At 70.9% G+C, this 21,778-nt stretch carries 21 protein-coding genes; 20 read left to right on the top strand and 1 reads right to left on the bottom strand.

All coding sequences use genetic code 11. The annotated features are described in order from the left end of the window. Positions 1-52: 52 nt before the first annotated feature. The 20 genes from thrC (at position 53) to RM590_RS01950 (ending at position 19,674) form a co-directional block, all read left to right on the top strand. A complete protein-coding gene (thrC, locus tag RM590_RS02045; RefSeq protein ID WP_311702564.1) occupies positions 53-1,132 on the top strand; it encodes a threonine synthase in 1,080 nt (359 codons plus the stop codon). 189 nt (positions 1,133-1,321) lie between these two features. Beyond that, positions 1,322-2,248, top strand: a complete 927-nt coding sequence (thrB, locus tag RM590_RS02040; RefSeq protein ID WP_311702563.1) for a homoserine kinase — start codon at positions 1,322-1,324, stop codon at positions 2,246-2,248. A 411-nt stretch (positions 2,249-2,659) separates the two neighbouring features. Beyond that, positions 2,660-4,627 carry a transcription termination factor Rho gene (gene rho / locus RM590_RS02035; RefSeq protein WP_394813757.1) on the top strand — a complete coding sequence of 656 codons (1,968 nt, stop codon included), beginning with the start codon at positions 2,660-2,662 and terminating at the stop codon, positions 4,625-4,627. A gap of 120 nt (positions 4,628-4,747) precedes the next feature. After that, positions 4,748-5,854 (top strand): LCP family protein, encoded by a 1,107-nt coding sequence (locus RM590_RS02030; protein ID WP_311702561.1) that lies wholly within the window; start codon positions 4,748-4,750, stop codon positions 5,852-5,854. A gap of 152 nt (positions 5,855-6,006) precedes the next feature. Next, positions 6,007-6,231, top strand: a complete 225-nt coding sequence (gene rpmE, locus RM590_RS02025; RefSeq protein ID WP_311702560.1) for a 50S ribosomal protein L31 — start codon at positions 6,007-6,009, stop codon at positions 6,229-6,231. A 138-nt stretch (positions 6,232-6,369) separates the two neighbouring features. Next, entirely contained in the window at positions 6,370-7,440 is a 1,071-nt protein-coding gene (prfA, locus tag RM590_RS02020) for a peptide chain release factor 1 (protein WP_311702559.1), read from the top strand. Between the two features lie 25 nt (positions 7,441-7,465). Beyond that, entirely contained in the window at positions 7,466-8,344 is an 879-nt protein-coding gene (gene prmC / locus RM590_RS02015) for a peptide chain release factor N(5)-glutamine methyltransferase (protein WP_311702558.1), read from the top strand. Positions 8,345-8,375: 31 nt separating this feature from the next. Continuing rightward, the gene (locus RM590_RS02010) at positions 8,376-9,023 is read left to right on the top strand and encodes an L-threonylcarbamoyladenylate synthase (RefSeq protein ID WP_311702556.1); all 648 of its coding nucleotides are present in this window, start codon (positions 8,376-8,378) and stop codon (positions 9,021-9,023) included. A gap of 38 nt (positions 9,024-9,061) precedes the next feature. Further along, positions 9,062-9,715 (top strand): arsenate reductase/protein-tyrosine-phosphatase family protein, encoded by a 654-nt coding sequence (locus RM590_RS02005; protein WP_311702555.1) that lies wholly within the window; start codon positions 9,062-9,064, stop codon positions 9,713-9,715. Positions 9,716-9,852: 137 nt separating this feature from the next. Next, the gene (locus RM590_RS02000; protein WP_311702554.1) at positions 9,853-11,202 is read left to right on the top strand and encodes an MraY family glycosyltransferase; all 1,350 of its coding nucleotides are present in this window, start codon (positions 9,853-9,855) and stop codon (positions 11,200-11,202) included. Positions 11,203-11,411: 209 nt separating this feature from the next. Further along, on the top strand, positions 11,412-11,837 hold the full coding sequence (locus tag RM590_RS01995) for a hypothetical protein (protein ID WP_311702553.1): 426 nt from the start codon (positions 11,412-11,414) through the stop codon (positions 11,835-11,837). Positions 11,838-12,063: 226 nt separating this feature from the next. Next, a complete protein-coding gene (gene atpB, locus RM590_RS01990) occupies positions 12,064-12,873 on the top strand; it encodes a F0F1 ATP synthase subunit A (RefSeq protein ID WP_311702552.1) in 810 nt (269 codons plus the stop codon). Between the two features lie 82 nt (positions 12,874-12,955). Then, a complete protein-coding gene (atpE, locus tag RM590_RS01985) occupies positions 12,956-13,180 on the top strand; it encodes an ATP synthase F0 subunit C (RefSeq protein WP_311702551.1) in 225 nt (74 codons plus the stop codon). A gap of 40 nt (positions 13,181-13,220) precedes the next feature. Then, positions 13,221-13,784 carry a F0F1 ATP synthase subunit B gene (locus tag RM590_RS01980; protein ID WP_311702826.1) on the top strand — a complete coding sequence of 188 codons (564 nt, stop codon included), beginning with the start codon at positions 13,221-13,223 and terminating at the stop codon, positions 13,782-13,784. Further along, positions 13,781-14,605, top strand: coding sequence for a F0F1 ATP synthase subunit delta (locus RM590_RS01975; RefSeq protein WP_311702550.1), 825 nt, complete (start codon positions 13,781-13,783; stop codon positions 14,603-14,605). Before RM590_RS01980 ends, RM590_RS01975 begins: the two co-directional genes overlap by 4 nt. Positions 14,606-14,701: 96 nt before the next feature. Beyond that, complete coding sequence (gene atpA / locus RM590_RS01970) at positions 14,702-16,273, top strand: F0F1 ATP synthase subunit alpha (RefSeq protein ID WP_311702548.1); 1,572 nt, start codon at positions 14,702-14,704, stop codon at positions 16,271-16,273. 3 nt (positions 16,274-16,276) lie between these two features. Further along, positions 16,277-17,206 carry a F0F1 ATP synthase subunit gamma gene (locus RM590_RS01965; protein WP_311702547.1) on the top strand — a complete coding sequence of 310 codons (930 nt, stop codon included), beginning with the start codon at positions 16,277-16,279 and terminating at the stop codon, positions 17,204-17,206. A 2-nt stretch (positions 17,207-17,208) separates the two neighbouring features. Continuing rightward, on the top strand, positions 17,209-18,651 hold the full coding sequence (gene atpD / locus RM590_RS01960) for a F0F1 ATP synthase subunit beta (RefSeq protein WP_311702546.1): 1,443 nt from the start codon (positions 17,209-17,211) through the stop codon (positions 18,649-18,651). 114 nt (positions 18,652-18,765) lie between these two features. Next, the gene (locus tag RM590_RS01955) at positions 18,766-19,149 is read left to right on the top strand and encodes a F0F1 ATP synthase subunit epsilon (protein WP_311702545.1); all 384 of its coding nucleotides are present in this window, start codon (positions 18,766-18,768) and stop codon (positions 19,147-19,149) included. A gap of 75 nt (positions 19,150-19,224) precedes the next feature. Then, positions 19,225-19,674, top strand: a complete 450-nt coding sequence (locus RM590_RS01950; protein WP_311702543.1) for a DUF2550 domain-containing protein — start codon at positions 19,225-19,227, stop codon at positions 19,672-19,674. A gap of 117 nt (positions 19,675-19,791) precedes the next feature. On the opposite strand, the gene RM590_RS01945 is transcribed toward RM590_RS01950, so the two are convergent. After that, positions 19,792-21,633 (bottom strand): glycoside hydrolase family 18 chitinase, encoded by a 1,842-nt coding sequence (locus RM590_RS01945; protein WP_311702541.1) that lies wholly within the window; start codon positions 21,631-21,633, stop codon positions 19,792-19,794. Between the last annotated feature and the right edge of the window lie 145 nt (positions 21,634-21,778).

Here is a 21,778-nt window from a genome sequence, read left to right as displayed (position 1 = left end):
GACGGGCGAGGAGCCGAACAGAGAAGGCCCATTTGTCATGGAGGCACGAGCCATGTCCGCCACCAGCAGCAGCGCCCGCCCGCAGTGGCGCGGGGTGATCGAGGAGTACCGCGACCGGCTTCCGGTCACGGCCGCGACTCCCGTGGTGACGCTGCGCGAGGGCGGGACGCCGCTCGTGCCCGCGCAGATCTTGTCCGAACGCACCGGGTGTGACGTTTATCTCAAGGTCGAGGGCGCGAACCCGACCGGTTCGTTCAAGGACCGCGGGATGACGATGGCGATCTCCCGCGCCAAGGAGGAGGGCGCGCGGGCCGTCATCTGCGCCTCCACGGGCAACACCTCCGCGTCCGCCGCCGCGTACGCGGTGCGCGCGGGCATGGTGTGCGCCGTGCTGGTGCCGCAGGGCAAGATCGCGCTGGGCAAGATGGGCCAGGCGCTGGTCCACGGCTCGCGCATCCTCCAGGTCGACGGGAACTTCGACGACTGCCTGACGCTGGCCCGCCAGTTGTCCGAGAAGTACCCGGTGGCGCTGGTCAATTCGGTCAATCCGGTGCGCATCGAGGGCCAGAAGACGGCGGCGTTCGAGGTCGTGGACATGCTGGGCGACGCCCCGGACATCCACGTGCTCCCCGTGGGCAACGCGGGGAACATCACCGCGTACTGGAAGGGTTACCAGGAGTACGCGGCGGACGGCGTCGCCTCGCGCACGCCCCGCATGTGGGGCTACCAGGCGTCCGGCTCGGCGCCCATCGTGCGCGGCGAGCCGGTGAAGGACCCGAGCACCATCGCCACCGCGATCCGCATCGGCAACCCGGCCTCCTGGGCGTTCGCCGAGCGCGCCCGGGACGAGTCGGGCGGCCGCATCGACGAGGTGACCGACCGCCAAATCCTCTCCGCCTACCGGCTGTTGGCCGCCGGTGAGGGCGTCTTCGTGGAGCCCGCGTCGGCCGCCTCGGTGGCCGGGCTGCTGAAGGCGGCCGAGGCCGGCGAGGTCGACGCCGGGCAGCGCATCGTCTGCACGGTGACGGGCAACGGGCTCAAGGACCCGGACTGGGCCGTCTCCGGAGCGCCCCGGCCGGTGACCGTTCCGGTGGACGCGGACGCCGCGGCGGCGCGGCTGGATCTCGCCTGAGCGAGGCGGCGCGGGCGACACCGGTCCGCCCTGTATCGCGTCTGAACCTTCCTTCGATAGGCTGGTATTCGTCCCGGAGTGGTGTACCGCTCGCCGCAACGTCCGCGAGGCGGGGCACGCGCCGTTGAATCCGCGCCGCACGCCCGGCGGGGACATGCCGCACATCTCACCAAGGAGAGTCATCGAGCGATGGCCCATCCCGCCTTCCGCGCCGCCGCCGTACGCGTCCGCACGCCCGCGACCAGTGCGAACCTCGGTCCCGGCTTCGACGCGCTCGGCCTGGCTCTGGGGCTCTACGACGACGTGGTCGTCCGGGTGGCGGAGTCCGGGCTGCATCTCGACATCGCGGGCGAGGGCGCGGACACCGTGCCCCGGGACGAGCGGAACCTGCTGGTCCGCACGATGCGGACGGCGTTCGACGCGCTCGGCGGGCAGCCGCGCGGCCTGGAGGTCGTCTGCGCCAACCGCATCCCGCACGGCCGGGGCCTGGGCTCCTCCTCGGCCGCCATCTGCGCCGGTCTGGTGGCCGCCCGCGCGGTGACCACCGGCGGCGAGAGCAAGCTCGACGACACGGCGCTGCTGGAGCTGGCCGCCGAGATCGAGGGCCATCCCGACAACGTGGCCGCGTGCCTGCTCGGCGGGTTCACGCTGGCCTGGGGGGAGGGCAGCGCGGTCCGGGCCATCCGGATGGACCCCGCGCCCACCATCGTTCCCGTGGTGTTCGTGCCGGCGCAGCCGCTGGCCACGGAGACCGCACGGGGACTGCTGCCGCCGACCGTGCCGCATGTGGACGCGGCGGCGAACGCGGGCCGTGCCGCGCTGCTCGTCGAGGCGCTGACCAGGCGTCCCGAGCTGCTGCTGCCGGCCACCGAGGACCGGCTGCACCAGGAGTACCGCGCGCCCGCCATGCCCGAGAGCATGGATCTCGTCGGGCGGCTGCGCGCGGACGGCGTTCCCGCGGTCATCTCGGGCGCGGGGCCCACGGTCCTGGCGCTCGCCGAGGACGGGGAGGCCGACAAGGTCGCCCGGCTCGCCGGGGACGGCTGGACGGCCAACAGGCTGGCCCTGGACACGGCGGGGACGTGCGTCCTGCCGCTCACCGGGGCTGGTCAGTGACGCGGTCGCGCTCGCGCGTCAGGCACCACAGGGCGATCGCGGCCGGACAAGGAGAGGGGGGAATGAAGGCAGTATCCGGTAGTGTTAACCTCAAGTCTGCACGTACCGCCCCGCTGGGCCTCGTGCGGAATTCCGGGGTCCCACCTCCTGGGACCACCTCTTTCTCCGGGAGCCTCCACTCATCTGCCTGAGCAGCCTGCCTGGTAGCGCCGAGCACGCTCCGGAACCGGTGCAGAGACGGTTCGACGGAAATTCTCGATCCTCCCCGCACCAGCCTTTGAATTCATCTTCCGCCGCGATGAGCAGGCGGGATTACCGCACCGGCCGGTCCACCGCACGGGGCCGCAGCCGGACAGCACGACCGGTCGCCGAGCCAGACAGGCCGACGTCCGCTCCAGGGAAGGACCCTTCGTGAGCGACACCACCGATCTGATGGGCGTGAGTGCCGACACCGCCGACAAGACTGCCGGTGCTGCCACCGCGTCCGCCACGGACGCTCCTGCTGCCACCGCCGCGCCGCGGCGCCGGCGCTCGGGTACCGGCCTCGACGGCATGGTTCTCGCCGAGTTGCAGCAGGTTGCCTCCAGGCTGGGGATCAGGGGCACCGCGCGGATGCGCAAGAGCCAACTGATCGAGGTCATCAAGGAGAAGCAGGCCGCCGGGGGCTCCGCGGCGAACGCGGAGGCCGCGCCGGCCGAGGCCGCCCCCGCCGACAAGCCGAAGCGCCGCACCACCTCCCGGGCTCGCACGGGCAACGCCGAGGAGGCGTCCGGCACCGCTCAGCAGCAGATCGAGATTCCCGGACAGTCCGCCGACGGCAAGGCCGCGGCCGACGGCGGCGACAAGGGCGGCGAGAAGGAAGCCGCCGCACAGGACGCCGCGACGATCACCGACGCCGCCCGGGGCGGCGATGGCCAGGGGTCGGACCGGGGGAGCAAGCGCGACCGCGATCGCCGCGGTGGCAAGAACGCCGGTGGCCAGGGCGGTCAGGGCCAGGCCAAGGGCGAGGGCCAGGGCGGCCAGGGCCAGCCCGCCAAGGGCGAGGGCGCCCGGGGGAACCGCGAGGCCCGGGAGAGCCGCGACAACGGCGGCGGCCGGGACGGCCGCGACAACCGCCGTGACAACGGGCCGGACGACGACTTCGAGGGCGGCCGGCGCGGTCGCCGGGGCCGTTACCGGGACCGCCGCGGGCGCCGCGGGGGCCGGGAAGAGGTCAGCGAGCCGCAGATCGCCGAGGACGACGTCCTGATCCCGGTCGCCGGCATCCTGGACATCCTCGACAACTACGCGTTCGTCCGCACCTCCGGCTACCTGCCGGGCCCGAACGACGTCTACGTCTCGCTCGCCCAGGTCCGCAAGAACGGCCTGCGCAAGGGCGACCACGTCACCGGTGCGGTCCGCCAGCCGCGGGACGGGGAGCGGCGCGAGAAGTTCAACGCGCTCGTCCGCCTCGACTCGGTCAACGGCATGGCGGCCGAATCCGGCCGCGGGCGGCCCGAGTTCAACAAGCTGACCCCGCTGTACCCGCAGGAGCGGCTGCGCCTGGAGAACGACCCGGGCTCGCTGATCACGCGGATCATCGACCTGGTCTCGCCCATCGGCAAGGGCCAGCGCGGGCTGATCGTGGCGCCGCCGAAGACCGGCAAGACCACGATCATGCAGGCGATCGCCAACGCGATCACCCGCAACAACCCCGAGTGCCACCTGATGGTCGTCCTGGTCGACGAGCGTCCGGAAGAGGTCACCGACATGCAGCGGGCGGTCAAGGGCGAGGTCATCTCCTCGACCTTCGACCGGCCCTCGGAGGACCACACGACCATCGCCGAGCTGGCCATCGAGCGGGCCAAGCGACTGGTCGAGCTGGGGCACGACGTGGTGGTCCTGCTGGACAACATCACGCGTCTGGGCCGCGCCTACAACCTGGCCGCCCCGGCCTCCGGCCGCATCCTGTCCGGTGGTGTGGACTCCGCGGCGCTCTACCCGCCGAAGAAGTTCTTCGGCGCCGCCCGCAACATCGAGGACGGCGGCTCGCTGACCATCCTGGCCACCGCGCTGGTCGACACCGGCTCGCGGATGGACGAGGTGATCTTCGAGGAGTTCAAGGGCACCGGCAACATGGAGCTCAAGCTCGACCGGAAGCTCGCCGACAAGCGGATCTTCCCGGCCGTGGACGTGGACGCCTCCAGCACTCGTAAGGAGGAGATCCTGATGGGCGCCGAGGAGTTGGCGATCGTCTGGAAGCTCCGCCGGGTGCTGCACGCGCTGGACCAGCAGCAGGCCATCGAGCTGCTGCTGGACAAGATGAAGCAGACGAAGTCGAACGCCGAGTTCCTGCTCCAGATCCAGAAGACCACGCCGACGCCCGGCAACGGGGACTGAGCGCGCGAACGGTCAGGGGCGGTCCCGGATTTCCGGGGCCGCCCCTCGGCGTGCGGGGGGGCCGGGCGGGCCCGTTCCGCTCGGGAAGCGCGTTCCGGCAAATCGGGGCACAATGGGTGAATGAGCCCCCAAGCGGACGACGACGAGCGGGCGGGGCGGTCCCGTCGTTGGAGGCCCGCTCGCCGCCGGCGGCTGATACGCGTCGCACTCTGCGCCCTCGCCGCGCTGGTCCTGCTGACCGGCGGCGGAATGACCGCCCTCTACCTCAAGCTCGACGGCAACATCTCGCAGATCGACATCGACGCCGCGCTCGGCCCGGACCGGCCCGCCGACAGCCCGGGCGGCTCGCTGAACATCCTCGTCCTCGGCTCGGACTCCCGGGCCGGGGCGAACGGCTCCTACGGCGGCCCGGACGCCCAGGAGGGCGCCCGCGCCGACACCGCGATGATCGTTCATCTCAACGAGGAACACGACGCGGCGACCGTCGTCTCCATCCCCCGCGACACCCTGGTGCCCCGCCCCACCTGCGAACGCGGCGACGGCTCCACCGCGCCGGCCCGGGAACGCTCCATGTTCAACGAGGCGTACACGGTCGGTGGCCCGGTGTGCACGGTCAAGACCGTCGAGGCCCTGACCGGGCTGCGCATGGACCACTACATCGAGATCGACTTCAAGGGCTTCGCCAAGCTCATCGACACCCTGGGCGGCGTCGAGATCACCACCACCCAGGCCATCGACGACGACGACAGCCATCTGACCCTGCCGGCCGGCACCCACACCCTCGACGGCGAGCAGGCGCTCGCCCTGGTGCGCACCCGCAAGGCCATCGGCGACGGCAGCGACCTCAGCCGCATCGACGTCCAGCAGGGCTTCCTGCGGGCCTTGGCGGAGCAGGTCAGCGGCCTGGGCGTGATGTCCAACCCCAAGCGCCTCTACGACCTCGCCGACGCCGCCACCTCCGCGGTCACCACCGACTCCGCCCTCGGCTCCGTGAGCGAACTCGCCGGACTCGCCCGGACCATGGAGGGCATCGGCCCCGACGAGCTCCAGCTCGTCACCCTCCCCGTGGGCCGCGACGCGGCCGACCCCAACCGGGTCGCGCCGCTCGCCGAGGAGTCCCGGCAGGTCTGGCGGGCCCTGCGGGAGGACCGGCCCGTCCCGCGGTCGGCGATCGTGGACGCCTCCGCCCGCCGGGACGGCGGCGGATCGGTCTTCGCCGGGCAGTGAACACCGGCGCCGCCGCCGTTCACGCGGAATATCCGGGTCCGTCCCCCGGTTTTGGAGGGTGCGCCCAGTGCTGGCAGACTGGAGCGTCGGCCCCGGTTCACGGCGCGCAGCCCGCGTGCCGACCCGGCGCCCTCCCGAACCAAGGAGAGACCGTGAAGCGCGACATTCACCCGGAGTACGTCGAGACCCAGGTCAGCTGCACCTGTGGGGCGTCGTTCACCACCCGGAGCACGATGAGCGAGGGGAGCATCCGCGCGGACATCTGCTCCGAGTGCCACCCCTTCTACACCGGCAAGCAGAAGATCCTCGACACCGGTGGCCGCGTGGCCCGATTCGAGGCGCGCTTCGGCAAGAACGCCGGGTCCGCCCGCAAGTAGCGACCCCGCCGGCGCCGGGCCGGCCGCCGCGCGCCCCGAGGGCGCGGGTGGCCAGGGCCCGGCGCCTTTCGCGTCCCCTCCGCAGGCCCGCACGTCCCCACCCCCAGTCCCACCCCAGGACCCCCAGGAGCTCAGAAGATGTTCGAGGCGGTCGAGGAACTCGTCGGCGAGCACGCCGACCTCGAGCGTCGGCTCGCCGACCCCGCGGTCCACGCCGACCAGGCGACCGCCCGCCGACTCGGCAAGCGGTACGCCGAGCTGACGCCGATCATCACCGCGTACCGCGCCTGGAAGCGGTACGGCGACGACGTCGAGACGGCGCGCGAGCTCGCGGCCGAGGACCCCGAGTTCGCCGGCGAGGTCAAGGAGCTCCAGGCCCGGCGCGAGGAGCTGACGGACGAGCTGCGCCTGCTGCTCGTCCCGCGCGACCCCAGCGACGACAAGGACGTGATCCTGGAGATCAAGGCGGGCGAGGGCGGCGACGAGTCCGCCCTGTTCGCCGGGGACCTGCTGCGCATGTATCTGCGCTACGCCGAGCGCGTCGGCTGGCAGACCGAGATCATCGACGGCAACGAGTCGGACCTCGGCGGCTACAAGGACGTCTCCGTGGCCGTCAAGAGCAAGGGCGGCCCCGCGGCCGGCCAGGGCGTCTGGGCGCGGCTGAAGTACGAGGGCGGCGTGCACCGCGTGCAGCGCGTGCCCGCCACCGAGTCGCAGGGCCGCATCCACACCTCCGCCGCCGGCGTGCTCGTGCTGCCCGAGGCCGAGGACGTCGACGTGGAGATCAACGCCAACGACCTGCGCATCGACGTCTACCGCTCCTCCGGGCCGGGCGGCCAGTCCGTCAACACCACCGACTCCGCGGTGCGCATCACCCACCTGCCCACCGGCATCGTCGTCTCCTGCCAGAACGAGAAGAGCCAGCTCCAGAACAAGGAGCAGGCGCTGCGCATCCTGCGCGCGCGGCTGCTGGCCGCCGCCCGGGAGGAGGCCGACCGCGAGGCGTCCGACGCGCGCCGCAGCCAGGTGCGCACGGTGGACCGTTCCGAGCGGGTCCGCACGTACAACTTCCCGGAGAACCGCATCTCCGACCACCGCGTCGGCTTCAAGGCGTACAACCTCGACCAGGTGCTCGACGGCGACCTCGACGCGGTCATCCAGGCGTGCGTGGACGCGGATTCGGCCGCCAAGCTGGCGGCGGCGGGATGAACCGGGGGTGCGTAGGGTGGATGCCGTGACTGCGTCTTCTGCGTCTTCCGGGGGATCCCGTTCCCTGCTGCTGGCCGAGGTGGCCAGGGCCACCCAGCGGCTGGCCGACGCCGGGGTGCCCTCGCCGCGTTTCGACGCCGAGGAGCTGGCGGCCTTCGTGCACGGCACCGACCGGGCCAAGCTGCACACCGTGCCGGACGCCGACTTCGACGCCCGGTACTGGGAGGCCGTGGCCCGGCGCGAGGCGCGCGAGCCGCTTCAGCACATCACCGGCCGCGCGTTCTTCCGTTACCTGGAACTCCAGGTCGGGCCGGGCGTCTTCGTGCCGCGCCCCGAGACGGAGTCGGTGGTCGGCTGGGCGATAGACGCGGTCCGGGCGATGGACGTCGCCGAGCCGCTGATCGTCGATCTGTGCACCGGCTCGGGGGCCATCGCGCTGGCCCTGGCGCAGGAGGTGCCGCGTTCCCGGGTGCACGCCGTGGAGCTGGACTTCACCGCGCTGGAGTGGGCGCGGAAGAACGTCGAGGGCAGCCGGGTGGTGCTGCACCAGGGCGACGCCCGCACCGCCCTGCCCGAACTGGCGGGCCAGGTCGACCTGGTGATCTCCAACCCGCCCTACATCCCGCTCACCGAGTGGGAGTACGTGGCGCCCGAGGCGCGGGACCACGACCCGCAGGTCGCGCTGTTCTCCGGCGAGGACGGCCTGGACGTCATCCGCGGGCTGGAGCGGGCCGCCCACCGGCTGCTGCGGCCCGGTGGCATGGTGGTCATCGAGCACGCCGACACCCAGGGCGGGCAGGTGCCCTGGATCTTCACCGAGGACCGCGGCTGGGCGGACGCCGCCGACCACCCGGACCTCAACAACCGGCCCCGATTCGCCACCGCCCGCCGCGTCGCGCGGTAACCGGGGCAAGGCAAGAGGAGGACATTCAGTCATGGCACGGCGTTACGACTGCTCGGACGTGGTCGATCGCAAGAACGGTCTGCGCGAGGCGACCGCCGCGGTCCGGCGCGGGGATCTCGTCGTCCTGCCCACCGACACCGTCTACGGCATCGGCGCGGACGCCTTCAACGTCTCGGCGGTGGCCGATCTGCTGGAGGCCAAGGGCCGCGGGCGCGGCGTGCCCTCGCCGGTGCTGGTCGGCTCGCCGACCACGCTGCACGGCCTGGTCACCGACTTCTCCGAGAAGGCGTGGGAGCTGGTGGACGCGTTCTGGCCGGGCGCGCTGACGCTCGTCGCCAAGCACCAGCCGTCGCTCACCTGGGACCTGGGGGAGACGCACGGCACCGTCGCGGTGCGGATGCCGCTGCACCCCGTCGCGCTGGAGCTGCTGAAGGAGTTCGGCCCGATGGCCGTCTCCAGTGCCAACCTCACCGGCCACGCGCCGCCTCAGGACTGCGACGGCGCGCAGGAGATGCTGGGCGACTCGGTGGCCGTCTACCTCGACGGAGGCCCGACGCTCGACATCATCCCGTCCTCGATCGTCGACGTCACCGGCCCCGTCCCGGTGCTGCTGCGCGCCGGGGCGGTGAGCGAGGAGGAGCTGCGGAAGGTCGTTCCCGATCTGGAGACCGCGCATTGACACCGCCCTCGGGGAGCCCCGCGGACGTTGGCATACCGGTGCCGGAGGCACCCGTCGGTCCGCGGCAGATCTTCCGGATCCTGCATGTGAGTACGGGCAACGTCTGCCGTTCCCCGATCACCGAGCGGCTGACCCGGCAGGCGCTGTCCGAGCGCCTGGGCGGCTCGCCGGCGGGCCTGATCGTGGAGAGCGCCGGCACCTGGGGGCACGAGGGGGCGCCCATGGAGGCCCATGCCGCCCAGTTGCTGGACGAATACGGCGCCGACACCGGTGACTTCACCGGCCGCGAGCTGCTGGACGAGCACGTGATCCAGGCCGACCTCGTGCTGACCGCGACCCGGGACCACCGGGCCCAGGTCATCTCGATGGGGCACTCGGCCGGGCTGCGGACGTTCACGCTGAAGGAGTTCACACGCCTGGTGCGGGCCATCGACACGGCCACGCTGCCGGTCGCCGAGTCGCCGGAGGAGCTGGTGGAACGCGCCCGGGCGCTGGCCCGTGCCGCCGCCGCGCTGCGCGGCTGGCTGCTGGCGCCCAACGCCGAGGCGGACGAGGTGCAGGACCCCTACGGGGCGCCGCTGCCGTACTTCCGCTCGATCGGCGAGGAGATCCGCGCCGCGCTCGACCCGGTCGTCACGGCGCTCACCGGCGTGCCCCCGCGCGGGGCACTGGCCGGCCGGGCACTGCTGTAACCGATGGGGCGCCCATGCCGCCGGGGTGTTCTAGCCTTGGACCGAGGTGGTAACGAGGCGGGCACCGAGTCGGCGCGGGTGGGCGCGGGCATGAGAGGGTGTTGCGCGGTAGTCCTGCGAGACCTCTGGGGCATCTTGTGCGTGAGTACCTGCTGACGCTCTGCGTCGCGGCGGCGGTCACCTATCTGCTGACGGGGCCGGTGCGGAAGTTCGCCATCGCCTGGGGCGCGATGCCGCCCATCAGGGCGCGCGACGTGCACCGCGAGCCGACACCGCGACTGGGCGGCATCGCCATGTTCGGCGGGCTGTGCGCCGGCCTGGTGGTGGCGTCGCAGCTCAGCAACATCGGGGAGGTCTTCCGGCTGTCCGACGAGCCGCGCGCGCTGCTGTCGGGCGCCGGGCTGATCTGGCTCATCGGCGTCCTCGACGACAAGTACGGCGTGGACGCCCTGATCAAGCTCGGTCTCCAGATGATCGCCGCCGGCGTGATGGTGCTGCAGGGACTGACCATTCTGTGGCTGCCGGTGCCCACCGTCGGCCTGGTCGCGCTCACCCCGCTCCAGGGCACGCTGCTGACGGTGGCGCTCGTGGTGATCACGATCAACGCGGTGAACTTCGTGGACGGCCTGGACGGGCTGGCGGCCGGCATGGTCGGCATCGCCGCCGCCGCGTTCTTCCTGTACGCCTACCGCATCTGGTTCGGCTACGGCATCGAGGCCGCCGCGCCCGCGACCCTCTTCGCCGCGGTGCTCATGGGCATGTGCCTGGGCTTCCTGCCGCACAACCTGCACCCGGCCCGCATCTTCATGGGCGACTCCGGATCGATGCTGATCGGTCTCGTGCTCGCCGCCGGCGCCGTGTCGATCACCGGGCAGGTGGACCCGGACGCGATGCGGCTGTTCTCCGGCTCGGTGCGCAGCACCGTCTTCGCCATGGTGCCGGTCTACATCCCGCTGCTGCTGCCGTTGATGATCATCGCGGTGCCTTTCATCGACCTGGTCATGGCGATTGTGCGGCGCACCTGGAACGGACGCTCGCCGTTCTCGGCCGACCGCGGTCATCTCCACCACCGGCTGCTGGAGATCGGCCACTCGCAGAGCCGCGCGGTGCTGATCATGTACTTCTGGTCGGCGCTGATCGCGTTCGGTGCGGTGGCCTACTCGGTGCAGTCGGCGAACGCGATGCTCGTGCCCGCCGTCATGGTGCTGAGCGCGGTGGGCCTGGTCGTGCTGCTGATGCCGCGGGTCACCCCGCGCGTGCCGGCGTGGGCCCAGCGCGTGGTGCCGCCGCGTTACCGCGACCGGCGCGCCGCCGCGGACGCGGCGGGTGAGCCGGAGACCGGGACCCCCGAGACGGCCGGGGCCGCCGCCCCGGAGGAGCCGCCGGCCACCCACGCGCCCTCGTCGCTGGCCGGGCTGCACGGCGCCACCGCGGTCGGCGACCGGCAGCGCTTCGCCCTGCGCCGCAAGATCGACAGCCGCTCGTAGAGGTCCGGCGGGGGCCTAACAGACCAGGTCGCGGGGCCGTGGCACGCAACGCCGGGGGTACCTCTCCGGTGTGAGGTCCTCCACACGAACTGGGTAAAGACCTCATCAAATAGTTTGTGATAGCGTTCACGAAACCCCGGCGCATTAGCCCACGTGCCGGAACCCGCTCGTCAACGACGACAGTCCCCAGTTCGCCGGAGTATTTCTCGATGCAGTCCAACGACGCCCGGATCATCCGCGGCGCCGCGATCCCCACTGCCGCGGTAGGCGTACTCGCCACAGCCGTTGGCGCCGGTGTTGCCGGGGTGGACGGCGCGAGCGGGGTCGCGTTCGGCGTTCTCGTCGCCGCCGCCTTCTTCGGTGGCGGTCTGCTCTCGCTCGGTTACGTGGGACGGCGCTGGCCCGATCTCTTCTTCGGCGCCGCCTTTCTGATCTACACGACGCAGATGGGCATCCTGCTCGTTCTGCTGCTTCTGCTGCGCGACGCCTCCTTCCTCAACGGGCGCGCCTTCGCGGCCGGTGTGCTGGCCGGTCTCGCCACCTGGCTGGCCGGTCAGGTTCGGGCCCACCTGCGCCTCAAGACGCTGTACGTGGAGCCGGAGCGGGCCTCCGTATCCGCCGGTGACCGGTCATGACCGGGACCGATGGGGGAGGGGGCTGTATACGGGGTGTCGTCGAGGGCTGCTATCGTCCGTCGCCGGAAAGCCGAATCGATGAGAGCGCGCGTGCTGTGCGGGACAGCGACGCGGGCGCCGACCGGCTCTCCTCCCGCCACTTCCAGTCCAGTGCCGTCCCGTGGCCTGCCGCCACGCCGACACATCGAGGTAGCCGTATCCATGCGTCACGCCGAGGGAGCTCGCGGTGAGTAACGACCAGGTGCTCGCCTTCGAGACCGACTGCCATCTGTTCCAGGACTGCGGCTTCCCCGCCCCGTCGGAGTGGTCGTTCATCTTCGAGCCGCTCTTCACCATCGGCGGCTTCGAGTTCGACAAGCCGATGCTCCTGGTGTTCCTGAGCACGGCGATCATCTGTGCGTTCTTCTGGCGGGCGTTCGCCAAGCCCAGCGTCGTGCCGGGGAAGTTCCAGCTCCTGGCCGAGATGCTGTACGACTTCGTGCGCCGGGGCATCGCCCGCGAGGTGATCGGCAAGAAGGGCGAGCCGTTCATCCCGTTGCTCGTCTCGCTGTTCTTCTTCGTCTGGATCATGAACATCTGGGCGATCATCCCGTTCGCCCAGTTCCCGGCCACGTCGATCATCGCCTATCCGGCGGCGCTGACCCTGGTCGTGTGGGCCACGTACATGACGCTGACGTTCAAGACGAACGGCTTCGTCGGCGGCATCCGCAACCTGTGTGTCCCCAGCGGGCTGCCGAAGGGGATCTATGTGATCCTCACGCCCATCGAGTTCGTCTCGAACGTCATCCTGCGCCCGCTGACGCTGACCGTCCGACTCTTCGCGAACATGTTCGCGGGCCACCTGCTGCTGCTGGTCTTCACCATCGGCACCTGGTACATGCTGGGTTCCGTGGTCGGCACCGCCTACTCGGCCACGTCGCTGGTCATGACGCTGCTGCTCACGGTCTTCGAGCTCTTCATCCAGGCGCTTCAGGCCTACGTCTTCACGGTGCTGACCGCCACCTACATCTCCCAGGCGCTGGAAGAAGCGCACTGAGAGACGGCACCCCGCCCACTGACCGCAAGAATCCGGTGGACATTCCGCCCACCGGCCACCAGAGATAAGGAATAAAACGGACATGTCCGCAACTCTCGCCGCAGTTGAAGGCAGCGTCAACACCATCGGCTTCGGCCTCGCGGCCATCGGCCCCGGTGTCGGCATCGGCATCATCTTCGGTAACGGTGTCCAGGCCATCGCCCGTCAGCCGGAGGCCGCCGGCCTCATCCGTCAGAACATGCTGCTCGGCTTCGCCGTCGTCGAGGCTCTGGCGCTGATGGGCTTCGTGCTCGCGTTCGCCATCTGACGCGCCCTGCGACGCCCCTACCGATGAAAGGTCCACCATGCTGATCGAACTGGCCGCGGAAGAACCGCAGAGCCCCGTGCTGCCGGTGGTGCCCGAGATCGTCATCGGCCTGATCTGCTTCGGTGTCATCTTCTTCGTCTTCTACAAGCGGCTCCTGCCCGCCATCAACAAGGCACTTGAGGAGCGGCGGGAGGCGATCGAAGGCGGCATGGAGAAGGCCGAGGCGGCTCAGGCCGAGGCCCGCCAGACGCTGGAGAGCTACAAGGAACAGCTCGCCGAGGCGCGCCACGAGGCCGCTCGGATGCGCCAGGAGGCGCAGGAGCAGGGCGCCGCGCTCATCGCCGAGATGCGCGCGGAGGGCCAGCGGCAGCGTGAGGAGATCATCGCCGCCGGCCACGCCCAGATCGCGGCCGACCGCAAGCAGGCCGCGGAGCTGCTGCGCCAGGACGTGGGCAAGCTCGCCATCGAGCTCGCCGGGCGGCTGGTCGGGGAGTCCCTGGAGGACCACGCCCGGCAGAGCCGCACGATCGACCGTTTCCTGGACGATCTTGAGGACAAGGCCAGCGCCTCGGTGCCGTCGCAGGGTTCTGAGGCGGGACGATGATCGGAGCGAGCCGAGAGGCGCTCGAGGCGGCGCGTGAGCGCCTTGACGCGCTGGCCGACAACACCGGCGTGGACGCGGCGGCGCTCGCCGCCGACCTGGCGGCCATCACCGCACTGCTGGACCGGGAGACCGCGCTGCGCCGGGTCCTGACCGACCCGGCCCAGCCGGGCGAGGGCAAGGCGGAGCTGGTCGGCCGCCTGCTCGGCACGCAGGTCGGCGGGGAAGCCGTCGACCTGGTGTCCGGGATGGTCCGCTCCCGCTGGTCCGCCTCGCGCGACCTGGTGGACGCCATCGAGGAGCTGGCCGACACCGCCGACCTGATCGCCGCCGAGCGGGACGGCACCCTGGACTCGGTGGAGGACGAGCTGTTCCGGTTCGGCCGGATCGTCGCCACCGCGCCGGAGCTGCGCGCCGCGCTGAGCACCAAGGGCGCCGGCGACGCGGCGGGCACCGCCCGGGCCGCGCTCGTGCGCGACCTGCTGGGCGGCCGGGTGCGTCCGGTCACGGAACGGCTGATCGTGCGCCTCGTGGAACGGCCGCGGGGACGTAGCCTGGACGCAGGGCTTGACGCGCTGAGCACGCTCGCCGCCGCACGGCGGGACCGCTCGGTCGCGGTCGTCACCTCCGCGGTGCCGCTCAGCGACCAGCAGCGGCAGCGGCTGGGCGACGCCCTGGCCCGGATGTACGGTCGCCAGATCCAGCTCAATCTCGACGTGGACCCGGCGGTCCTTGGCGGGATCTCCGTGCGGATCGGTGACGAGGTCATCCACGGCACCATCGCCGACCGCCTCGACGAGGTGAACCGGCGGATGGCGGGCTGACGGCCGCGCGACCAACTCAAGAAGCAGGAAAAGCGGCCCGGGTTGGGCCGTAATGGACGTTACTTACGGGCCCAACAAGGAGAGCAGGGAACCCAGATGGCGGAGCTCACGATCCGGCCGGATGAGATCCGGGACGCGCTGGAGAATTTCGTCCAGGCGTACAAGCCGGACGCGGCCTCGCGGGAAGAGGTCGGGACGGTCAGCGTTGCCGGTGACGGCATCGCGCGAGTCGAGGGTCTGCCCTCGGCCATGGCGAACGAGCTGCTGAAGTTCGAGGACGGCACCCTCGGCCTCGCCCTCAACCTGGAGGAGCGGGAGATCGGCGTTGTCGTTCTCGGTGAGTTCAGCGGCATCGAGGAGGGCCAGTCGGTGCGCCGCACCGGCGAGGTCCTGTCGGTCGCGGTCGGCGACGGTTACCTGGGCCGGGTCGTGGACCCGCTGGGCAACCCCATCGACGGCCTCGGCGACATCGAGACCAGCGGCCGCCGCGCCCTGGAGCTGCAGGCGCCGACGGTCATGCAGCGCAAGTCGGTGCACGAGCCGATGGAGACCGGCTACAAGGCCGTCGACACGATGACGCCGATCGGCCGCGGCCAGCGTCAGCTCATCATCGGCGACCGCCAGACCGGCAAGACCGCCCTCGCGGTGGACACCATCATCAACCAGCGCGACAACTGGCGCTCCGGCGACCCGAACAAGCAGGTCCGCTGCATCTACGTGGCGATCGGCCAGAAGGGCTCCACCATCGCGTCCGTGCGCGGCGCGCTGGAGGAGGCGGGCGCCCTGGAGTACACCACCATCGTGGCGGCCCCGGCCTCCGACCCGGCCGGCTTCAAGTACATCGCGCCCTACACCGGTTCGGCCATCGGCCAGCACTGGATGTACGACGGCAAGCACGTCCTGATCATCTTCGACGACCTGTCGAAGCAGGCCGACGCCTACCGCGCCGTCTCCCTGCTGCTGCGCCGCCCGCCGGGCCGCGAGGCGTACCCGGGTGACGTCTTCTACCTGCACTCCCGGCTGCTGGAGCGCTGCGCGAAGCTGTCCGACGACATGGGCGGTGGCTCGATGACGGGCCTGCCGATCGTGGAGACCAAGGCCAACGACGTCTCCGCGTTCATCCCGACCAACGTGATCTCCATCACCGACGGCCAGTGCTTCCTGGAGTCCGACCTGTTCAACGCGGGCCAGCGCCCGGCGCTGAACGTCGGTATCTCCGTCTCCCGCGTCGGTGGCTCCGCGCAGCACAAGGCGGTGCGACAGATCACCGGTTCGCTCCGCGTGGACCTGGCCCAGTACCGCGAGCTGGAGGCGTTCGCCGCCTTCGGTTCCGACCTGGACGCCGCGTCCAAGGCCGCCCTGGCCCGTGGCCAGCGCATGGTGGAGCTGCTGAAGCAGGAGCAGTACAGCCCGTACCCGACGGAGAACCAGGTGGTCTCCATCTGGGCCGGCACCAACGGCCTGATGGACGACGTCCCGGTGAACGACATCCGCCGCTTCGAGCGGGAGCTGCTGGACTACCTGGGCCGTGAGCACAAGGACCTCATGACGTCGATCCGCGAGGGCGGCAAGATGTCGGACGACACCATCGAGGCCGTCCGCGCCGCGGTGAACCAGTTCAAGCAGCAGTTCCAGACGGCGGACGGCAAGCTGCTGGGCGAGGGCTGATCCATGGGCGCTCAGCTTCGGGTGTACAAGCGCCGGATCAAGTCCGTCACCGCCACCAAGAAGATCACGCGGGCGATGGAGATGATCGCCGCCTCGCGCATCGTCAAGGCGCAGCGCAAGGTGGCGGCCTCCAAGCCCTACGCGGACGAGCTCACCGCGGCGGTCACGGCCGTGGCGGCGAGCTCGGACGTGAAGCACCCGCTCACCACCGAGGCCGAGCGGCCCCGCCGGGCCGCCGTGCTGCTGATCACCTCCGACCGCGGTCTGGCCGGCGGCTACAACAGCAGCGCCATCAAGGCGGGCGAGCACCTGACCAGCGAGCTGGTCGCGCAGGGCCTGGAGATCGACACCTACATCGTCGGCCGCAAGGGCGTGTCGTACTACGCGTTCCGGGAGCGGGAGATCAGCCAGTCCTGGACCGGGTTCACCGACAGCCCGAGCTACGCCGACGCCAAGGCCGTGGCGGCGCCCCTGATCGAGGCCATGGAGCGGGACACCGACGAGGGCGGGGTGGACGAGATCCACATCGCCTACACCGAGTTCGAGTCGATGATGACCCAGACCCCGGTGGAGCGCCGGCTGCTGCCGCTGACGCTGGAGAAGTCGGCGGAGGAGTCCGCGGAGGTCTTCGCCAAGGGCCCGGAGGTGCAGGCGCTGTACGACTTCGAGCCGTCGGCGGAGGAGGTGCTGGACGCGCTGCTCCCGCGTTATGTCGAGAGCCGTATCTACAACGCGCTGCTCCAGGCCGCGGCGTCCAAGCACGCCGCCACCCGGCGGGCGATGAAGTCGGCGACGGACAACGCGGAGGACTTGATCCGGTCCTTCACGCGCCTTGCCAACGCGGCCCGCCAGGCCGAAATCACCCAGGAAATCACCGAGATCGTCGGTGGCGCGAGCGCCTTGGCCGACGCGACCGCGGGAAGTGAACGCTAATCATGACCACTGCTGCTGAAGCGGCCACCGCGACGGGCCGCGTCGCGCGAGTCATCGGCCCGGTCGTCGACGTGGAGTTCCCCGTCGACGCGATGCCGGAGATCTACAACGCGCTGACCGTCGAGATCGCCGACCCGGCGAACGCCGGGCAGACCAAGACGCTGACCCTGGAGGTCGCGCAGCACCTGGGCGAGGGCCTGGTGCGCACGATCGCCCTGGAGCCGAACGACGGCCTCGTCCGTCAGTCGCCGGTCACCGACACCGGGCACGGCATCACCGTGCCGGTCGGCGACGTGACCAAGGGCCGCGTGTTCAACACCCTGGGCCGCATCCTGAACGAGCCCGAGGCCGAGTCCGAGGTCGGCGAGCGGTGGGAGATCCACCGCACGGCCCCGGCGTTCGACCAGCTCGAGTCGAAGACCGAGATGTTCGAGACCGGCCTGAAGGTCATCGACCTGCTGACCCCGTACGTCAAGGGCGGCAAGATCGGCCTGTTCGGTGGCGCGGGCGTGGGCAAGACCGTGCTCATCCAGGAGATGATCATGCGTGTGGCGAAGCTGCACGAGGGCGTCTCCGTGTTCGCCGGCGTCGGCGAGCGCACCCGTGAGGGCAACGACCTCATCGCGGAGATGGAAGAGTCCGGCGTGCTCCCGCAGACCGCGCTGGTCTTCGGCCAGATGGACGAGCCGCCGGGCACCCGCCTGCGGGTCGCGCTGGCCGGTCTGACCATGGCGGAGTACTTCCGCGATGTGCAGAAGCAGGACGTGCTGTTCTTCATCGACAACATCTTCCGCTTCACCCAGGCCGGTTCCGAGGTGTCCACGCTGCTGGGCCGCATGCCCTCCGCGGTGGGCTACCAACCGAACCTGGCGGACGAGATGGGCGTGCTCCAGGAGCGCATCACCTCGACCCGTGGTCACTCGATCACCTCGATGCAGGCGATCTACGTGCCCGCGGACGACCTGACCGACCCGGCGCCGGCGACCACGTTCGCCCACCTGGACGCCACCACGGTGCTCTCCCGGCCGATTTCGGAGAAGGGCATCTACCCGGCGGTGGACCCGCTGGACTCCACGTCCCGGATCCTGGACCCCCGCTATGTCTCGCAGGACCACTACGAGTGCGCCTCGCGGGTCAAGGGGATCCTCCAGAAGTACAAGGACCTCCAGGACATCATCGCGATTCTCGGCATGGACGAGCTGAGCGAGGAGGACAAGCTGGTCGTCGGCCGGGCCCGCCGGATCGAGCGCTTCCTGTCGCAGAACACCCACGCGGCGAAGCAGTTCACCGGTCTGGAGGGTTCGGACGTGCCGCTGGACGAGTCGATCGCGGCGTTCAACGCGATCGCGGACGGCGAGTACGACCACTTCCCGGAGCAGGCGTTCTTCATGTGCGGTGGCCTGGACGACCTCAAGGCCAAGGCCAAGAAGCTGGGCGTTTCCTGACGCGTGACCGCGGTACCCGGCCGGGGCGGGGTTCGACGGACCCCGCCCCACCGGTCACTGTGCACGCCAACTATTCTTCGACAAGCCAGGGATATCCAGGAATGAGGAGCCATCGTGGCTGAGCTGCACGTCGAGTTGGTGGCCGCCGACCGTCAGGTCTGGTCCGGCCGGGCCAGCCTGGTCGTCGCGCGCACCACCTCGGGCGACATCGGCATCATGCCCGGCCACCAGCCGCTGCTCGGCGTGCTTCAGTCGGGCCCGGTGATCATTCGCACGACGGGTGAGACCGGCCAGGGCACGGTCGTGGCCGCGGTGCACGGCGGTTTCCTTTCGTACACGGACGGTAAGCTGTCGCTGCTCGCGGAGATCGCCGAGCTGGCGGACGAGATCGATGTCGAGCGTGCGCAGCGCGCTCTGGAGCAGGCCCGGGCGGAGGCGGACGAGGTGGCCGAGCGCCGCGCGGACGTCCGGCTGCGGGCCGTCGCGGCGGGGCGCTGACGCGCACGGATACCTACGAGAGACCTGGTACCAGCAGGGACAACGGCACACCACGAGGCGAGGAGGTCGGTTGAGTTGGTCCTCGCGTTGCTTGTGGTGATCGGATCGCTGCTCGCGCTGGTGGTGCTGGGTCTGTTCGGCTTCGGTGTGCGGCGGCGGCTGATCCAGCGGCCGGGCGGCACGTTCGACTGCAGTGCCCGGTTCTCGCCGCCGCGCTCGGGCCAGTCCCCGGGGAAGGGCTGGCTGTACGGGGTGGCCCGGTACAACGGGGACCAGGTGGAGTGGTTCCGGGTTTTCTCCTATGCGCCGCGTCCCCGGCGGTCCTTGCAGCGCGACCGGATCCAGGTGCGCGACCGCCGGCATCCGCATGGCGAGGAGGAGCTGGCGCTGCTGCCGGGCGCGGTCGTGCTGAGCTGTCGGCACGACGGCTCGGACGTTGAGCTGGCGATGAGCGAGGACGCGCTGACCGGCTTTCTCGCCTGGCTGGAGGCGGCGCCGCCCGGCCAGCGGGTGAACGTGGCCTAGATCCCCTTCTTCGACTTCTTCGACGAGTCGACGCCGCCGCTGCCTTGGACGTGCCCGGGCCGGGCAGGCGGGGGGCGGGCCGCCTGCCCGGCCGGGGGGACCGGGTGACGAGGGAGATCAGCCCAGTCCGGCACTCATGGCGCTGACCAGGTCGCCGTCCGCGGTGTCGCCGGACAGTTCCCAGAAGAACGCGCCGCCCAGTCCGCGGCCGGTCGCGTAGTCCATCTTTCCGGCGATGGTCGCCGGGGTGTCGTAACTCCACCACTGGTTGCCGCAGTGTGCGTAGGCGGTGCCGGCGATGGTGCCGGTCGGCGGGCAGCGTTCCGCGAGGACCTTGTAGTCCTCGATGCCCGCCTCGTAGGTGCCGGGCGCGGCTCCGGTGGCGGTGCCGCCGGGGGCGCTCTGGGTGACGCCGGTCCAGCCGCGGCCGTAGAAACCGATGCCGAGCAGCAGTTTCTCCGGCGGGACTCCCCGCGCGATCAACTTGTCGATGGCCGCCTGGCTGTTGAAGCCCTGCTGGGGGATCCCGGCGTAGGAGCCGAGGGGCGAGTGCGGGGCGGTCGGGCCGGTCGCGGCCCAGGCGCCGAAGAAGTCGTAGGTCATCACGGCGAGATGGTCCGCGTACTGGGCGCCGGCGGCGTAGTCGGCGGCGTCGATCTTGCCGCCGGAGGAGGCGTCCGCGGTGATGGCCGCGGTCACGAGCTGGTCGCCGAAGACGTCGCGGAAGGCCCGCATCATCTCCCCGAAGACCTCCGGGCCGCTGTTGTCGCAGGACAGGCCGCAGGCGTTGGGGTACTCCCAGTCCAGGTCGATGCCGTCGAAGACGCCGGCCCAGCGTGGGTCGTTGACCAGGTCGTAGCAGGACTGCGCGAACCGCTGCGGGTCCTGCATGGCCTGGCCGAAGCCGCCGGACCAGGTCCAGCCGCCGAAGGACCAGACCACCTTGATGTGCGGGTAGAGCTCCTTGAGCTGGCGGAGCTGGTTGAAGTTGCCGCGCAGGGCGCCGGTGTCCCAGGTGTCGGCCTGGCCGCTGACGCTCTCGGCGGCGCTGTAGAAGCGGTCGTAGGCGGCGTAGGAGTCGCCGATGGTGCATTCGCCGTTCTGGACGTTGCCGAAGGCGTAGTTGATGTGGGTGATGTCCTCGGCGGTGCCGGAGTCCACGATGTCCTTCACGTGGTAGCCGCGGTCGTAGACGCCCCACTCCGCGAAGTAGCCGAGGTTGACGGCGTCGCCCGGCGGCTCGCCGCCGCCGTCGCTCGTGGTGCGCACGGTCAGCGGGGCGCTGGCCGGGCCGGTGCGGCCGGCGGTGTCGCGCGCGAGAACGGTGTAGGTGTAGGAGGTCGCGGGCGCGAGCCCGGTGTCGGTGAACGAGGTGGCCGAAGTGGTGCCCACCACCCGGCCGTTGCGCAGCACGTCGTAGTTCTGGACGTCGCCGGAGGCGGCGCCCCAGCGCAGTTGCACGGAGGTGGTGGTGACGGTGCCGGTGGTCAGCGTGCCCGGTGCGCCGGGGCCGCCGGGCTGGCCGGTGCCGTCGCAGGACTGGCCGTTGATGAGACAGCCGGTGGGGCTGCCCGGGCCGGCGCCGTTGAAGCCGAAGCTGACGCTCTGGCCGGGGGCGAGGGTGCCGTTCCAGTTGGCGTTGCGCGCGGTGTAGTGGTTGCCCGAGCGGGTGACCACGGCGTCCCAGTGGCTGGTGACCGTGGTGCCGGCCGGGAAGTCCCACTCCAGGGTCCAGCCGCTGATGGTGGTGGTGCCGGTGTTCCGCACCGTCCAGGTCGCGTCGAAGCCGGAGCCCCAGTCGGCGCCCTTGGCGTAGGTCGCGGTCGCGGTGGCGGCCTGGGCAGGTGCGGCCAAGGCCACCAGGCCGGTGAGGGGGAGGACGAGCACGGCGATCAGTGCGGAGATCTTTCTTCTGAGGCCGCCGCGCCGTGCCGGGGTCGCGGATCTTGCGGTTCTCAAGGGGACTCCTGACGTCGGTCGGACAGATCGAGGGGAATCTGCGCCGCCCGCGAGCAACGTCTTGTCATGGTGCGCTCACGCAGATTGCCGCGAGCGTAGGGTGGTCTGGACCAGCGGTCAATAGGTCTGTACCAAAGCCCGGTTG

Source organism: Streptomyces litchfieldiae, from assembly GCF_031845365.1.
GTDB lineage: Bacteria > Actinomycetota > Actinomycetes > Streptomycetales > Streptomycetaceae > Streptomyces > Streptomyces litchfieldiae.
The sequence above is the reverse complement of the archived record's forward strand: the minus strand, read 5'-3'. Positions and strand labels throughout refer to the sequence as shown.

What these genes read in the sequence shown, in the direction of transcription:
- RM590_RS01965 (WP_311702547.1), top strand. Translation starts at nt 16,277, where the DNA reads ATGGGCGCTCAGCTTCGGGTGTACAAGCGCCGGATCAAGTCCGTCACC.
- thrC (WP_311702564.1), top strand. Translation starts at nt 53, where the DNA reads ATGTCCGCCACCAGCAGCAGCGCCCGCCCGCAGTGGCGCGGGGTGATC.
- prfA (WP_311702559.1), top strand. Translation starts at nt 6,370, where the DNA reads ATGTTCGAGGCGGTCGAGGAACTCGTCGGCGAGCACGCCGACCTCGAG.
- thrB (WP_311702563.1), top strand. Translation starts at nt 1,322, where the DNA reads ATGGCCCATCCCGCCTTCCGCGCCGCCGCCGTACGCGTCCGCACGCCC.
- RM590_RS02010 (WP_311702556.1), top strand. Translation starts at nt 8,376, where the DNA reads ATGGCACGGCGTTACGACTGCTCGGACGTGGTCGATCGCAAGAACGGT.
- RM590_RS01975 (WP_311702550.1), top strand. Translation starts at nt 13,781, where the DNA reads ATGATCGGAGCGAGCCGAGAGGCGCTCGAGGCGGCGCGTGAGCGCCTT.
- atpE (WP_311702551.1), top strand. Translation starts at nt 12,956, where the DNA reads ATGTCCGCAACTCTCGCCGCAGTTGAAGGCAGCGTCAACACCATCGGC.
- RM590_RS02030 (WP_311702561.1), top strand. Translation starts at nt 4,748, where the DNA reads ATGAGCCCCCAAGCGGACGACGACGAGCGGGCGGGGCGGTCCCGTCGT.
- atpD (WP_311702546.1), top strand. Translation starts at nt 17,209, where the DNA reads ATGACCACTGCTGCTGAAGCGGCCACCGCGACGGGCCGCGTCGCGCGA.
- atpA (WP_311702548.1), top strand. Translation starts at nt 14,702, where the DNA reads ATGGCGGAGCTCACGATCCGGCCGGATGAGATCCGGGACGCGCTGGAG.
- RM590_RS01995 (WP_311702553.1), top strand. Translation starts at nt 11,412, where the DNA reads ATGCAGTCCAACGACGCCCGGATCATCCGCGGCGCCGCGATCCCCACT.